Source organism: Acidobacteriota bacterium, from assembly GCA_028874215.1.
In the GTDB taxonomy this organism is placed as follows: Bacteria; Acidobacteriota; UBA6911; order RPQK01; family JAJDTT01; genus JAJDTT01.
In genome coordinates, this window is record JAPPLF010000007.1 from 58984 (window position 1) to 73680 (window position 14697).

Annotated in this window: 15 protein-coding genes; 9 read left to right on the top strand and 6 right to left on the bottom strand. The window is 61.9% G+C overall.

Translation table 11 applies throughout. The features are described from left to right. Positions 1–6: 6 nt before the first annotated feature. Entirely contained in the window at positions 7–681 is a 675-nt protein-coding gene (locus OXT71_01565) for a hypothetical protein (GenBank protein MDE2925068.1), read from the bottom strand. Beyond that, on the bottom strand, positions 678–1055 hold the full coding sequence (locus tag OXT71_01570) for a virulence factor (GenBank protein ID MDE2925069.1): 378 nt from the start codon (positions 1053–1055) through the stop codon (positions 678–680). The genes OXT71_01565 and OXT71_01570 overlap by 4 nt, the downstream gene beginning before the upstream one ends. A 169-nt stretch (positions 1056–1224) precedes the next feature. Here OXT71_01570 and OXT71_01575 point away from each other — a divergent pair, with 169 nt between their 5' ends. Further along, positions 1225–2118 (top strand): XdhC/CoxI family protein, encoded by an 894-nt coding sequence (locus tag OXT71_01575; GenBank protein ID MDE2925070.1) that lies wholly within the window; start codon positions 1225–1227, stop codon positions 2116–2118. 18 nt (positions 2119–2136) lie between these two features. On the opposite strand, the gene OXT71_01580 is transcribed toward OXT71_01575, so the two are convergent. Next, the gene (locus tag OXT71_01580; protein ID MDE2925071.1) at positions 2137–2772 is read right to left on the bottom strand and encodes an L-threonylcarbamoyladenylate synthase; all 636 of its coding nucleotides are present in this window, start codon (positions 2770–2772) and stop codon (positions 2137–2139) included. Positions 2773–2876: 104 nt separating this feature from the next. Between OXT71_01580 and OXT71_01585 the strand changes: the two genes are divergently transcribed. Together OXT71_01585 and OXT71_01590 are read left to right on the top strand one after the other, a co-directional pair. Then, on the top strand, positions 2877–3650 hold the full coding sequence (locus tag OXT71_01585; protein ID MDE2925072.1) for an RNA methyltransferase: 774 nt from the start codon (positions 2877–2879) through the stop codon (positions 3648–3650). Beyond that, complete coding sequence (locus OXT71_01590) at positions 3643–4989, top strand: replication-associated recombination protein A (protein MDE2925073.1); 1347 nt, start codon at positions 3643–3645, stop codon at positions 4987–4989. Before OXT71_01585 ends, OXT71_01590 begins: the two co-directional genes overlap by 8 nt. A gap of 72 nt (positions 4990–5061) precedes the next feature. On the opposite strand, the gene dacB is transcribed toward OXT71_01590, so the two are convergent. After that, positions 5062–6615: a D-alanyl-D-alanine carboxypeptidase/D-alanyl-D-alanine-endopeptidase gene (gene dacB / locus OXT71_01595; protein MDE2925074.1), complete on the bottom strand. Its 1554-nt coding sequence runs from the start codon at positions 6613–6615 to the stop codon at positions 5062–5064. Between the two features lie 174 nt (positions 6616–6789). Between dacB and OXT71_01600 the strand changes: the two genes are divergently transcribed. The 5 genes from OXT71_01600 to OXT71_01620 all read left to right on the top strand — a co-directional run bounded on the left by OXT71_01600 (position 6790) and on the right by OXT71_01620 (position 11287). Continuing rightward, positions 6790–8247 (top strand): acyl-CoA synthetase, encoded by a 1458-nt coding sequence (locus tag OXT71_01600; protein ID MDE2925075.1) that lies wholly within the window; start codon positions 6790–6792, stop codon positions 8245–8247. A 98-nt stretch (positions 8248–8345) separates the two neighbouring features. Next, on the top strand, positions 8346–8987 hold the full coding sequence (locus tag OXT71_01605; protein MDE2925076.1) for a methyltransferase domain-containing protein: 642 nt from the start codon (positions 8346–8348) through the stop codon (positions 8985–8987). Positions 8988–9016: 29 nt separating this feature from the next. Further along, positions 9017–9565, top strand: coding sequence for a TlpA disulfide reductase family protein (locus OXT71_01610; protein MDE2925077.1), 549 nt, complete (start codon positions 9017–9019; stop codon positions 9563–9565). Beyond that, positions 9562–10494: an ABC transporter ATP-binding protein gene (locus OXT71_01615; protein ID MDE2925078.1), complete on the top strand. Its 933-nt coding sequence runs from the start codon at positions 9562–9564 to the stop codon at positions 10492–10494. Before OXT71_01610 ends, OXT71_01615 begins: the two co-directional genes overlap by 4 nt. Then, positions 10487–11287: an ABC transporter permease subunit gene (locus OXT71_01620; GenBank protein MDE2925079.1), complete on the top strand. Its 801-nt coding sequence runs from the start codon at positions 10487–10489 to the stop codon at positions 11285–11287. The genes OXT71_01615 and OXT71_01620 overlap by 8 nt, the downstream gene beginning before the upstream one ends. A 52-nt stretch (positions 11288–11339) precedes the next feature. Here the strand turns inward: OXT71_01620 and OXT71_01625 are convergent, their stop codons facing one another. Together OXT71_01625 and OXT71_01630 are read right to left on the bottom strand one after the other, a co-directional pair. Then, positions 11340–12428 (bottom strand): D-glycerate dehydrogenase, encoded by a 1089-nt coding sequence (locus OXT71_01625; GenBank protein ID MDE2925080.1) that lies wholly within the window; start codon positions 12426–12428, stop codon positions 11340–11342. A 49-nt stretch (positions 12429–12477) separates the two neighbouring features. After that, positions 12478–13635, bottom strand: a complete 1158-nt coding sequence (locus tag OXT71_01630) for a pyridoxal phosphate-dependent aminotransferase (protein ID MDE2925081.1) — start codon at positions 13633–13635, stop codon at positions 12478–12480. A gap of 160 nt (positions 13636–13795) precedes the next feature. On the opposite strand from OXT71_01630, the gene OXT71_01635 reads away from it, so the two are divergent. Then, positions 13796–14695 (top strand): GNAT family N-acetyltransferase, encoded by a 900-nt coding sequence (locus OXT71_01635; protein MDE2925082.1) that lies wholly within the window; start codon positions 13796–13798, stop codon positions 14693–14695. Positions 14696–14697: the final 2 nt, after the last annotated feature.

Sequence of the window (14697 nt, forward strand, 5' to 3'; positions counted from 1 at the left end):
TTGCGATCAAAGAGGGCTGAAGCCCGCGGTTCCGGTGGTGAGTTGACCTCTCATTGCCGAACTCTCCAACATGTTCTCCACGGCGCTGATGTTTCGTGAGAAGGGAAACAGGAGCCGGACCAGCGGCTCATGGCGGTGTCCACAACTGAAGGTGACACCGAAGTTTCCCGCCTGCTCCATCTCGCCGTACTTTCGAAAGCCCACGACGATGGCACGCAGGCGAAAAGGCGCGTTGCGCGCGTCCCCCAGCGACGAGACCTGGTAGATCCAACGATTCTCGGAATGGTGCGGCGTGAGCTTCAGGGTCAGAGGACTTCGGGTATCCCTGATCACCATCTCACCCGTGGGATGAGCAAAGTCGGGATCCTTTTCCACGGCTTGCGGCATCAGGAACTTCAGAGGACGGGAATGGAGTTGTCCGCAGGGGAACCGAACCTGGTTCCTGCTGCCCTCCACGGGAACCAGGCCACCCAGATTGCAAAGTTGGTCCCGGATTCTCTCGACCCGTTCCTCGACGCCCGGCTTCCTGCTGTAGGTCCAAACGGTCAAGACGCCGTCCTTCTCATAGAGAGCCACGGTGATGTTGTGAAAATGCGGATCCATGGAAACCAGTTCGAGACAGCGCCCATAACGATGAATCGTCTTCTCGACCTGGGAAAGCTTGCCGTTCCTTCCCTTCATGACGAAATACTCCCGGGGGTATTGCCGGACGGACGGTCGCTGATCCAGCGCTCCAGCGCGCCGGGACGCTCATCCCGCTGACCTGCACGGTGAAGCCGGCAAATCCGGGCCGCCAGATCTTCTGGAAGTCCCCGATTGAATCTCCCGGCCATATCTTGAGCCAGCCGCCGGGGATTTCCAGAGGCGCGCCCGTGATCCAGCCACTCCCAACCCTCCAGATAGGCGTCGCTCCCCATGCTGCCCTCGAACATGGCGACGGCATCCACCGCCTCCTGGAACCGGTGGTCCAGCATCTCGGAAACCCGATCGCCGCCGGCTTCGACTTGCACCTGAACCGGGATCTCTTTCCAGTACAGCACTCGGATTCTGGCCACGGTTTCGGCTCCTGCGAGAGATGATCCGGTATCGAGTGTCGCCGCCCGCTGGGAAGGTCAGGCTACACCAGTGCCAGACACCCTGTAAAGCCTGTCACAACTGGCAAATCCCGCTTCCAGGCCGTTGACGGAGGAGAGTCGCAAAGTCTCGGATACGCCCTTCCCCTTCTTGACTTGGTCCGAGCCACTTCCGCAAAATGTGGACATGGATGTCTACGAGGAGATCGTCCGTCTCCGGCGCGAGGGAAGCTCGGGCGCACTGGCGACCATCGTTCGCCGCTTGGGGAGCACTCCCCGCAAAGACCATGCCAAAATGCTGGTCCGCCAGGATGGCAGCTTTGTGGGCACGGTGGGCGGTGGCTGTGTCGAGGCCGAGGTCTGGCGGCATGCCAACCAGGTCATGGAGAGCGGCCGGGCCACTCTGGTCAAATACGAATTGACCCAGGAAGACACGGAAAACGAGGGTCTGGTCTGCGGAGGAACCGTGGAGATCTTCATCGAGCCCGTGATCCCCGAGCCCACGTTGATTCTCATGGGGGCCGGCCATTTGGGACAGGCCATCGCCGAGGCCGCCGACCGGGTCGGCTTTCAGGTCGTTGTCCTCGATGATCGGGAGTCATTTGCCAATCGCGAGCGTTTCCCCCGGGCCCGGGAGGTGATCGTGGACTCCTTCCGGACGGGCCTCTCGCAAACTTCCGTCACCGTCAACACCTTCATCCTGGTCATCACCCGCGGTCACAGCCATGATCATGCTGCCTTGGAACAGGCCATCCGGACCGACGCCCGATACGTGGGACTGGTGGGGAGCCGCCGCAAGATCCAGTTGATCGTAGAGCACTTGCTTGAGCAAGGGTATGACCCCGACCGGTTCAAGAGGCTCTACGCCCCCATCGGCCTGGCCATCGGGTCCGAGACGCCGGAGGAGATCGCCATCAGCGTCGTGGCTGAATTGATCGCCATCCGCAAGGGCGTGCATGAACGAAATCACAAGCAGCGTTTCGTTCAGAAAATCCTGGACCGGGCCAGAATGAAGTCCGCTCCGGTCCGGGTCGCCGCCGGGTAACCGGCTCCGCATCCTCCCCTACCCGGAAGCGGAATCCTCCGCCAGCAAGCGGAGTATCTTCTCGTCCATCGCGCCCTTCCTCACGATCCGGGGCGCCTCTCCGCACAGATCCAAGACCGTAGAAGGCGCCGACTCCGGAAGTGTGCCCGCGTCCAGAAACAGATCGACCCTGGGCCCGAAGAGGGCTTCCAACCGGGATCCGGATTCCGGGGCCGGCTGTCCCGAGAGATTGGCACTGGTGGAAACGATGGGAACGGCGAGGCTTTCCAGCCACAGCCGGAGGAAAGGCAGGCTGGGACAACGGATCCCGACCTTGCCCTGGTTTCCGGTGACGGGCGCCGGGATCGTAGACGCAGCCGGCACCAGGAAGGTGACCGGTCCGGGCCAAAGTCGATCCGCCAGGTGTTGAAACTGTCGCGGCAATCCGTCGGTGAGTCGTTCGGCCGCCTCCAGGTCTGGAATCAAGAGCAACAGACCCTTGTCGGCAGTCCGGCGTTTCAGTTGCAGGATCTTCTCGAGAGCTGGCTTGCACAATCCGTGGCAACCGATTCCGTAAACGGTATCGGTGGGATAGATGAGGACTTCCCCGCGATGGACCGCCCGGGATGCCACCTCGACGATGGCCGGATCGGGCCGGTGAAGATCGACCTCCAACCTTCTTCTCCAACCTTGACCAACGTCCTTCATCTGTCCGCACCCTACCCCGGCTAGTTGGACCACGGGACGGCCCTCGCCACAGGCTGCTAGAATACCACCCGGTGTCCACTTCTCCGGAGGTGATCCGAAGCCGGTCCAACCGGCGATTTCAACGGCTGCGCAAGTTGGCGGCCAATTGTGCCTCCTCCGATTGTCCCTGGGCCCTGGTGGAGGGATGGAAACAGGTTTCGGATCTTTCCAGAACTCTTGAAATCGAAGTCCTCCTCTACTCTCAGGACAGCGATATCCGGCTGGCCAAGCTGAGGCGCCAGAGCCGAAACATCTTTCATCTTTCCGAGCCATTGTTCCAAGCGCTCTCCCACGTGGAAAATCCCCAGGGAGTCGCCGCGTTCTTTCCGAAACGAAAATGGCATTGGTCCGATTTGGGGCCCTACGTCCTCTACGCTCACAAGATCCAGGATCCGGGCAACCTGGGAACGCTGCTGAGAACGGCCGAGTCAACGGGACTGTTCACGTTGGTGACCTCTCCCGGTAGCGTCGCTTGCTATGGCGCCAAGACGGTCCGGGCTTCGGTGGGAGCGGCCCTGCGCCTGCCATTGCTGGAGGCGATACCGTGGAAATCGTTCAGGTCGAGAGGTTTCCAGCTCTGGGCCACCACCCATCTGGGCGGCACCTCGTTGTTTCAGGCCCGATTCCGTCCCCCACTTGCAGTTCTTGTCGGGAACGAAGGCAACGGGCTTCCAGGCCGAATCATGGACGAAGCGGACCATCACCTGCACATCCCGATGGGGTCCGGTGCGGGGAGCCTGAACGCGGCCGTCGCCGGCTCTCTCGCCCTCTACGAAGTCTTTCGGCGGGAGCCTGGCCATGAATGAGCATTTGTTCCCCGGCATGGCCCCAGTTGGGAAAGAGGGAGGACCGAAGGCGCCCCTCGCGGATCGAATGCGCCCCCTCACCCTGGAACAGGTCGTCGGGCAGGAGCACCTTCTGGGTCCTGGAAAAATCCTGCGGGAAATCGCGGACTCGGGCGAGATCCCGTCCCTGCTCCTCTGGGGCCCCCCGGGCGTGGGCAAGACGACCCTGGCGCACCTGATGGCGGACCAGGGAAACTGCCACTTCATCGCCATCAGCGCGGTCCTGGCGGGTGTCAAGGAGGTCAAGCGGATCGTGCAGGAAGCGCGCACCGAGTGGCGCCTCCGGCAACACCGTACCGTGTTGTTCGTGGACGAGATTCATCGCTTCAACAAGGCTCAGCAAGATGCATTCCTTCCCCACGTCGAAAACGGGACCCTGATTCTGGTGGGCGCGACCACCGAGAATCCTTCCTTCGAGGTCATCCCTCCCCTGCTCTCCCGCAGCCGGGTTCTGGTTCTCGAGGCTCTGGAAGAATCGCACTTGCTCACGTTGCTCCGGCGAGCGCTCAAGGAGGACCGTGGACTGGGCCCCTGGAAGATCGAGGTGGAGCCGGGTTGCCTACGGGCGATCGCCCGCTTTGCCGATGGGGATGCGCGCGTGGCCCTCAACTCGCTGGAATTGGCGGCGCAACTGGTTCGGCGGTCCAGATCGGGAGATCCGAGTATCACACGGGAAATCGTAGGAGAGGCGTTGCAGAAACGGACTCTCCGTTACGACAAGTCAGGCGAGGAGCACTTCAATCTGATTTCGGCTCTTCACAAGTCCCTGCGCAACAGCGATCCTGACGCATCCCTGTACTGGATGGGAAGGATGTTGGAAGCGGGGGAAGACCCTCTCTATATCGCCCGGCGGATGGTCCGTTTTGCCTCCGAGGACATCGGTCTGGCCGATCCGGACGCGCTCGGACGCGCCATCGACGCCATGCAGGCCGTTCATTTCATCGGCCTTCCCGAAGGCAAGCTCGCCTTGGCCCAGTTGGCCGTCTATCTGGCCCAGGCGCCCAAGTCGAACCGGATCTACGAGGCCTACTCGCGGGTCGAGAAGGACGTTTCCAGAACTCGTAACCAGCCCGTTCCCCTGCACTTGAGGAATGCCCCCACCAACCTGATGAAGGAGCTCGGCTACGGCCGGAACTATCGCTACGCCCACAACGAACCGGACCGAGTGGCCGATATGGCCTGTCTGCCTCCCAATCTGGCGAGCCGGCGCTACTACGAACCGGGCGGCGAAGGTTTCGAGCGCGACGTCCGGACGCGGCTGGAAATCGTCGAATCGCTGAAGAAACGCCGCCACAAGTAGCGAAGATACCGCCGGGTTGCCGATCTCCCGTGTTCCGGCCCCCATCGGACGCCGGAGCACCTCCGGATCGAATCACTGCGGCGGAGAAGGCGGGTTCCCGGTCCTGGGGGCGTCGACCAACACCTGGAGAAATTCCTCCTGGAGAGCTTGCAGGCCGGCCTCGTCTCCCTTGAGGGCATTGACCAGCATGGCAAAGGCCAGGGTTTCCCCATGCACCGTCTCGACGAATCCGGACAGTGCCCGGACTCCCTCCATGGATCCGGTCTTGGCCTGGACCCGGCCCTTCAAACCGGGTGCCCTCAACCGCCGGCGAAGAGTGCCGTCGGTTCCCGCCGCCGGCAACCATTGCCGAAAGGCGGTCCCGTAGGATTGACGGTGCGCGTATTCCAGGAGCCGGATCACGGCGCCCGCCGAGACCAGATTGTGCCGGGAGAGGCCGGAGCCGTCCGCCAGGCGGAAGCTGTCCGGCTCCAGACCGGCTCGATGAACGAGTATCGACTCCATCCTCATGAGACCCGCCTCGCCGCGCTTCCCACTCGGGGCCGGATCCAGCATTCTCACGATCGTCTCTCCGTAGAGGTTCTGGCTGATTTTCAGGAAGACCCGAAGCACCTGGGAGAGGGGAGGAGAGTCGTGGGAGAAGAGCTCCGTCCTGGAGGCACCGGGGTGTCCATGGCCGCTCTCGCCCTCCCGGTGCCCCATCAGTTCCAGGTGACCGGATCTCAGGACCTCGGCAAAAGTGCTGGTGAAATAGCGGACCGGATTCCGGACCGCGACGCTGAGCCAGATCGGAATCTGAGAGGGTTCCACGGCACCGGCCAATTCGACCTCATCTTCCCGGCGTCGCCACTTCAGCTCCAGATCTTCGCGCGGTCCGGTCCGGATCCGGTTTCGCCAACGGATCAGCGGCGTCGGCGGGCGCCAAAGCAGGTGGGCCGGAGATCCGGCGCCGGCCGGGGAGACGCGGACCAGGGCCACACCCTCGTTGAACTGCAGACCGCTGGGAACGGCGCCGTAGCCGTAAACCAGATCGTCCCATGACCACCCCCGCCCGGGGGCTTCCGCCTCCAGCAGGCTGTCGTCCGGCAGCAGCCGTCCCCGAATTCGCTGAATCCCCAATTCCCGCAGATTCTCTCCCCACTTCCGGAACACGGCGAGAGGATCCCCCTCCTCCATCTTCTCCGGATCGGGACTGAAGAAGCGCGCACCAAGGGTCGGGTCTGCCCCTCCCTGGATGATGAGGTTGCCCTCCAGGGTCCCGTCCTCGATTCGGCCATCGGTCCAGATCCGCGTCGTGAACCGGAAGTCCGGCCCCAGGTCTTCGACGGCGGCGACGGCGGTCAGCAGCTTCAGATTCGAAGCGGGTATCAAACGCTTTTGGGGATTCTCGGCGAACAGGATCTTCCCGGTGTCCATGGACCGGACCTGGACTCCCCAGGAGGACCGAACCAGAACCGGCGCCGACAGAACCTGTCCAAGCCGAACCTCCAGGCTGGGCTCTTCCGATCCTCCGGTTGCCGTCGTACCGGTCTGCGAGCTCGAAATTGCGCCATGGGTGTGCGGACAGATGAGGAAAAGCAATCCGAAGAGAGCGCGCGCCATGGCCGGAATGTGATTCGTGGACACGGGGCAGAGAGTACGTCCGCCATAGTCTTTATGGCAACCCGGGCAGTCTGGCCGCTAATGGTCTCTGTGCCGCACTTATTTATTGTTGCCGGCCCATCGCGAAAAAACCTTATCCTCGGAAGCTTCCGGGTCTATTATCGATATCTCCGGGCCCAGACCTGACGGAATGAATCGATGCGATATTTGCTGGTGGACGAGACCTCCGAAACGCGATTGGAATTCATCCCGTCCCCGGAGGCCGCGCTGCAATCCTTTTCCGGACGCCGGATTGCCCGGTGGGCCGGGCGTTACGCCGCCCTCCTCCACCGGCGGGGGATTCGGGCCGGCGACCGGGTCGCCCTGCATCTGCCGAATTCACCCGAACTGGTCGTGGCGCTCCTGGGCAACCACCTGTTGGGCGTGGTGACGGTTCCCGTCATCTCCGTTGCGACGATGACGGAATTGGAGTACGTGGCCGGCCGGGCCGAGATTTCGGGCCTCGTCGGTTCCGATCCGTTTCCGGGACGAGTGGGAATGCAACTCTTGAAGGAAGAGTTCTGGGAGGCGGTGCAGGAACAACAGGGCGGATTTCCGGAATCGGACGACCCGGAGGCGCCGGCCCTCCTCTGCTTCACTTCCGGGACCACCGCGCGGCCCAAGGGGGTCCTCCTGACTCACCGGAACATCAGGAGCAACCTCCGGGACCTGATCCAGGTCTGGCAATGGACTCGGGAGGACCGGCTCCTGTTGACGCTCCCCCTGTTCCATGTGCACGGACTGGTCGTGGCGCTTCACGGATGGGCCATGACGGGGTGCCGGGCGATCCTCACCCGGAAGTTCGATCCCACTCATGTCCTGGACCTGCTCACCCACGGGGGCTGCACGCTGTTCATGGGCGTGCCCACCATGTACCACCGGATGGTCTCCGCCTTCGACCCGCAAATCCACAGCTTCGATACCCTGCGTCTCGCCATCAGCGGCTCCGCTCCCATGTCGGTGGAACTGCACCGGAAATGCCGCGAAATGACGGGTCAAACGATCCTGGAACGGTACGGGATGACGGAGACCATCATGAACACGTCCAATCCCTTCCATGGCCGCCTCCCCGGATCGGTCGGCCTTCCGCTGCCCTCGGTCCAGCTCCGCCTCATCGACGACCGGATGAGGGATATCCGGGAAGAAAGGCAGATCGGGGAGGTCTGCGTGCGCGGCCCCAACGTCTTCGGCGGTTACTGGAAGGATCCGGAGGCGACGTCCAAGGCCTTCCTGGGGGATTGGCTGCGCACGGGCGACGCGGGGTACCGGGACGAGAACGGTTACTACCACCTGGTGGGCCGCCTGAGCGTGGACCTGATCAAATCGGGCGGCTACCGCATCGGCTCCCGGGAGGTGGAGGATGTCCTGGAGCGTCACCCGGGAGTCCGGGAAGTGGCGGTGGTCGGACTTCCCGACCCGGACCTGGGAGAGAAGGTGGCGGCGTTCGTGGTGACGGACGGGACAGCCGGCGAGGAGGACCTGGCGGCTCATTGCCGGTCCGCGCTGGCTCTCTTCAAGTGTCCCCGGGTGTTTCTCATCGTCGATTCCCTGCCTCGAAACGCCATGGGCAAGGTCACCAAGCCGGTCCTCAAAACCACCCGCCTGGATGGCTCCTGAGACCGCGTTCCCCCATCGATCCCTTTCCCTCTCCTCTCTTCACCCGCATCGTAGTAGACTGACCAACGCCGTCCATGACACCCATGAAGGATTTCACCATGTTCAAACGTATCTCCATCTTCGCCACGCTCCTTTTGTGCGCCTGGCCGGCCGCCAGCGCCTTGCAATTGGGAAGCAAGCCGGCCAAGGACTGGATCGAGTCGATGGAACGGCCCGAACGCCTCGCCAAGCTCAAGACCGACGAGGTCATGGCCCGGCTGGATCTGAAACCGGGTGACCTGGTGGCGGACGTCGGCGCCGGCAGCGGCGTCTTCAGTTGGCCTCTGGCGCAAGCCGTGGCCCCCGGAGGCACCGTGTATGCCGTCGAAGTGGACCAGGGGTTCCTCGAATTCATCCGGGAGGGAGCGCAGCAGAAAGGCGTGGATAATGTCGTCCCGGTGTTAGGAGCGTTCACCGATCCCAAGCTGCCGGTCCGGAACCTGGACCTGGCGTTCTTTCACAACGTCCTGCACCACATCGAGGGACGCCCGGCCTACCTTGAGACGCTCTCCGGGTACCTGAAGCCCAATGCCCGAATCGTCATCATCGACCTGGTCGACGGACACAAAGAGCCCGAAATGCAGATGAGCCTGGATCAGGTCAAGGAATGGATGGCCGGCGTCGGGTTCGAGATGACCGCGGAATACTCCCTCTTCGAAGACAGGTTCTTCACTGTCTTTTCCCGGGTGGCGGCTCCGTGACGGGACGTCCGGGCGGGATCCCGGCTTCGATGAGATCGATCCTGATCGGCCTGTTTTTCGTTGTCTTCGCCGGGTTCAGCCTCAGTGTCAAACTCGATCTGCGGCGTCCAACCGAGACCACCAAGGTCAGAACCGGAGATGCCGCACCCGACTTCTCCCTGGGCACCCTCCAGGGAAACCCCATCGAGCTGCACCGCACCGCGAAGGAAAACAAGTTGGTCCTGGTCAACTTCTGGGCCACATGGTGCGGTCCCTGCCGTCTGGAAATGCCCGTCTTTGAAAAGATTTACCTCGAAAAAAGGAAGGAAGGATTCGAAATACTCGCCATCAGCGTCGAAGAGGAATCGAAGGTCGTGAAGGAATATCTCGACAAGAAGCCCGTGTCTTTCCCCGTCCTTCTCGATCCCGAGGGGACGGTGGCCGAGCAGTATGGGATTCGCGCCTTTCCCACGACCTTTCAGGTGAATTCCGACGGCAAGGTTGAGCGAGTCATCGAGGGCCTGGACAGGTTCCTGAAGTACCAGATCGAGGCTCGTCTTGAGACGACGTCCTCTCCGGAGGAAGCTGCAGAACCGTGAACGACCCAGTCGTCGAGATCCGCGGAGTGTCGAAAACCTTCCGTTCCGGGCTGCGGCGGCTGCCGGTCCATGCCCTCAGGGGCGTGGACGTGACCGTGGCGCGGGGCACGGTCACCGCCTTCGTCGGTCCCAACGGAGCAGGCAAGACCACCACCATCAATACTGTCCTGGGGTTCCTCAAACCGGACCAGGGCCGCGTCTCGGTCTTCGGCCTCGAGGCCGGGTCCAGGGAGGCTCGGCGGAGAATCGGATTCCAGTCGGAGATCTTTCACCCCTACCCGTTCCACACCGCCAGGGGCGCCATGGAGTTTTACGGCCGACTCTCGGGTCAGCCTGGCGAGAACCTTGCCGAAGCTGTCGTATACCAACTCCAACGATTGGGCCTGGGCGACTCCATGGACCGGAAAGTCGGGAGCTTCTCCAAGGGGATGATCCAGCGGCTGGGACTGGCGCAGGCCTTGCTCCATCGGCCCGAACTGCTCCTGTTGGACGAGCCGACCACGGGACTGGATCCGCAGGGACGCAAGCTGGTGGCCGACATCATCCAGGAGGAACAGGCGAACGGCACAACCGTCTTTCTCAGCAGCCACATACTTTCGGACATCGAGCGGACCTGTGACCGGTTGATCATGATTCGAAATGGCGAGGTCGTGCTCAAACAGGAGATCGGAGCCCGCTTGCACCAGGACGGGTGGGAAATCGAGGTGCTGGGTTGGGACGCCGGAGCGGATGCCGATCTGGCAAGGGCGGGTTTCCGTCCCGTCCGAGTGGACGGCGCGGCAGCCTTTTTCGAATGCTCGAGGGCCGAGAAGAATGACCTGCTCCGTCGAGTTTTGGACCTGTCTCTCGACGTGGGTGTCATCCGGCGCGCCGCCCCTTCGCTGGAGGAAATCTATATGGAACACGTCAAGGGACGGCGCGGTGCCTGAGATCTGGATCATCGCCGCCAACACCTTTCGGGAGATTCTTCGGCGCAAGGTGATCTACGTCCTGCTGTTGCTCGGAGTTCTCATGATCGTCATCTGGCTGGGCCAGACGTCTCTCATGAATATGGCCTCCGAAGCCGAGGAGCCTGAGATCCTGCTGGAGATGAAGACTTCGCAGACGCAGTTCTTCTTTGGCATGTGGAGTTTCTGCACCGCCGTCCTGGGACTGTTTCTGGGAGCAGTCGCCCTCGCCACGGAAATCAGGACTCAGACCATCGTTCCGGTGCTCGTCAGACCGATTCCACGATGGGCGTACCTGGTGGGCAAGTGGCTGGGCACCCAGTTTTTCGTCTGCCTCCTGCTCGTATTGGGCCTTGGAATCGGCCTTGCCATCATCTGGACGTTCGAACTGGAGATACGTCCTCTGTTCTGGTTCAGCATGTTGGAGATGTTCGCCTATGCCACTCTGTACACGGGGGTGAGCCTGGGCTTGAGCGTAGTGCTGAATCCGATTCTGGCTGGAGGCGTGACGTTGCTGCTGGCCAGCCTACCGAACATGATCGAGTTTCTGTTCCGCCATCCCCACTGGGCGCTCAAGGGCCTGGCGGCTGTGGTCTACTACCTGGGTCCCGCTCATATGCCGACCGATCTGCTGGCCGACAGCTTCGAGCGGGAACCGCTTGAACCGGACTACTCCCTCTACGCTCGTGTCATGGTCGAGAATATCCTTTACTCGATGACCGTCCTCCTGGCAGGCTGCATCCTGTTCTCCCGGCGGGAGATCAAGCTGAAATGACTGGGCGGGTCCTGGACCGGGCCCGGTTCGGATCGAGCGAGAGGCGGGAGAATCAAGCAAACGCCGACTTGTTGAACACGTAGGGCATCTTCGACGGATCTCCTCCGTAATTCCCTTCCAGAACGTCGATGACGCCTTGGGCGGTTCGACCCGCCATGCCCAGTTCCGGGTCTCCCGAGAGCCGCGTCCGCCTTCCGGCGCTGGCGAAATGGTGGAAAATCCGCAACCGGTCCGCCAATTCCGGGTCCTGCAAGGGGGAGTCGATGGGAAGCGGTTCCTGTTCGAAGACATCCAGAGCGGCGCCGGCGATCTGGCCCGCGCGGAGAGCTCTGACCAACGCGTCCGGGTCCACCACCGGACCTCTCGAGGTATTGATGAGAAAGGCCGTCGGTTTCATGATCTCCAAGGCCCTGTCGTTGATGAGATGGTGCGTGTCGGGGGTGAGAGGGACGTGCAGGCTGATGTAGTCCGCCTGGCGAAACGCCTCCTCGAACGATGTCCACCGAATGGTGGCGCGCCGATTCGACAATCCCTGTTCGTATTTGAAGTCGAAGAGCGCCTGCACCGACTCCACGAAGGACCGATCCTCCGGCAACAGGTCGCAGCAGATGATGTCGGTGTCCAGTCCCGTGCACTTGAGCAGAAAAGCCCGCCCGATGCGTCCGGTTCCGATGACGGCGACCGTCTTGCCCGTAACCTCGTCCCCCAGGAAAGGGAGATAGGGATGCCATGTCTCCCACCGGCCTTCCCGCACCAACCGCTCGCTCGGGTACAGCTTTCGCGAAACGCAACCCATGATGAAAAAGGCGAATTCGGCCGTAGCATCGGTCAGCACCACGGCCGTATGGGTATAGGGGACCCGGAACTTGCGGGCTGATTCCTCGTCAATATTGTCGACTCCCACGGCAATCTGGGATACGACTTTCAAGGTTTCCCGGCCCGCCTGGAACACCTCCTCATCGATGGGATCCCGCAAGGTGGTGATGAGCGCGTCGATTCCCGACGCGACCTTCTCAACGATCAGCGCCTTCGGTGGAGGTTCCACTTCGGGATAGACTTCTACCTCGTATCCCCGATCCGTCAGGCGCTTGAGGCCCTCTTCTCCAATGTCACAGGTGGCGTAGACGCGATAACTCTTCATCAGGCTTTCGACTCCCGTTTCTCGCTTCGCACCGGTCCGGGCTCTGGTGTCAAACCACAGCCGGCCACTTCGCCAGAGCGGCCTTCATCCTCCGAACTCCCTTTTCCAGCATTTCCAGGGAGGTGGCATAGGAAAGCCGCAGGTAGCCCTGTCCCATGTTTCCAAAGGAGGTGCCGGAAAGGAGCGCGATGCCCCCTTCCTGCAACAGGTAATCGGCCAGCTTCGGGGAATCTTCCGACAGTGCCCGCGTGTTGGGGAAGACGTAGAAGGCGCCTTTTGGCTGCCGGCACGAGACGCCCTCGACACTGTTCAGAAGATCGACGATCCGGTCTCTCCGGGTCTGGAAGATCTTCACCATCTCGTGAACCGGTTTGGGGTCCTGTCGGAGGGCCTGGATGCCGGCCATCTGAGTGAAGGCGGCCGTACAGGAATTGGAATTGACCATGAGTTTGGTCACATGCCCCGCCAGCTCCTTGGGCATGACACCGTAACCCATTCTCCAGCCGGTCATGGCGTAGGTCTTGGAAAACCCGTCCAACAATATGGTCCGCTCCTTCATGCCGGGAAAAGACGCAATGCTCACGTGGGGTTCGTCGTAAATGATGCGGTTGTAGACTTCGTCGGAGAGAAAGCAAACATCGGAATCCGCAAACGCGTCGACGATGGCGCTGATGTCTCCCCGGTTCAACACCGAACCGGTGGGGTTGTTGGGAGAGTTGAGAATGATGAGACGGGTGCGCGGGCTGGACAAGTCGACCAGCTCCTGGATATCCATCCGAAAATCCAATTCCTCCCGCAAGGGAACGGGCACCGGGCGCGCCCCCACATAGCGGATCATCGACTCGTAGATGGGGAACCCCGGATCGGGATAGATCACCTCGTCCCCCTTCTGAGCCAGAGCCAGAATCGAAAAGAAGATGATCGGCTTGGCGCCGGGTGTCACCACGACCTCGTCCGGATCGACTGCGATCTGCCTGGTCTCAGAGATCTCCCGGGCGATGGCTTGACGCAAGGGAAGGATACCCGCAGACGGAGTGTAGTGGTGGTGGCCGTCTCTCAACGCCCCGACTGCCGCCTCGACGATGTCTTCGTGGGTATTGAAGTCGGGCTCTCCGATCTCCAGGTGGACGATGTCCCGTCCTTGAGCTTCAAGACCCTTGGCTCGGGCCAAAACCTCGAAGGCCGTCTCGGTCCCCAAATTGGACATTCGCTCCGCCAGCCGCATGCCGGTCATTCTCGGGGTGCAACCCTCTTTTCGTCAAGTATTCGACAGCCCGCGGTAAAAGTCGTCGCGGCATTCGACCACCAAGAGGGTCTTGGGAGCGGAACTGCTATAATCCGGCAGCGGACCCGGATGGGAGCCGAACATGGCTGATCTCCTACCTGAACGGACGGTCCAGACCGGCACTCAAGCCATTCGTCTCAGAGCCCTCACAACCATCGGAGAAATGGATGAGGTCGTCGACCTGGAGGAACAGATCTGGGGGTATGGCGCACCCGGATCCGATTCCCCCTACCCCGCCCGGGCCCTGTTCGCCGTGGCCGAGAGCGGCGGGCTGGTGGCCGGCGCCTTCGCCGGCGGAGATCTGGTCGGCTTCGCCCTCTCCTGGCTGGGCTCGGAAAACGGGACGCGAGTTCCCTATCTCCACAGCCAACTCATGGGCGTCCTCCCCGCGTACCGTTCCCACGGGATCGGCTACCAATTGAAGTTGTTCCAACGAGACTACGCTCTGGACTCGGGACTTGAACTGATCAAGTGGACCTTCGATCCCCTTATTGCGGCGAATGCGCACTTGAACCTGAAGAAGCTGGGATCCGTGATTCGGTCGTACGTCCCCAACTACTACGGGAACCTGCAAAGCCGCTTCACCAGGGGAATCGCTTCCGACCGGGTGTGGGTGTCCTGGTTCGTCAAGTCGCAACGCGTCCGGGGAAGGGTTGACCGCTCGTCCTCGTCCACGTCAAGGGTTGCCGGACTGCCCCGGGCGACCCGGGTGAAACCGGATCCGATCAGCGGTCTTGTACGCCTGTGCGGGTTCCGGCTCGACCTGGATTCGAAACGGCTGCTGGTGGAGGTGCCCGGCGCCTTCGGCACGCTTCGAAGAACGGAGCCGAAGCTGGCTCGGGAGTGGCAGCGAAAGATCCGTGAAATATTCGTCCACTACCTGAAAAGGGGCTACTGCGCCTCGGATTTCTTTTTCATGGACGGCCGGAGCGCCTACCTGCTGGATCGCTCACCCCTGTCCCGGATCCTGAATTCAGAATAGCT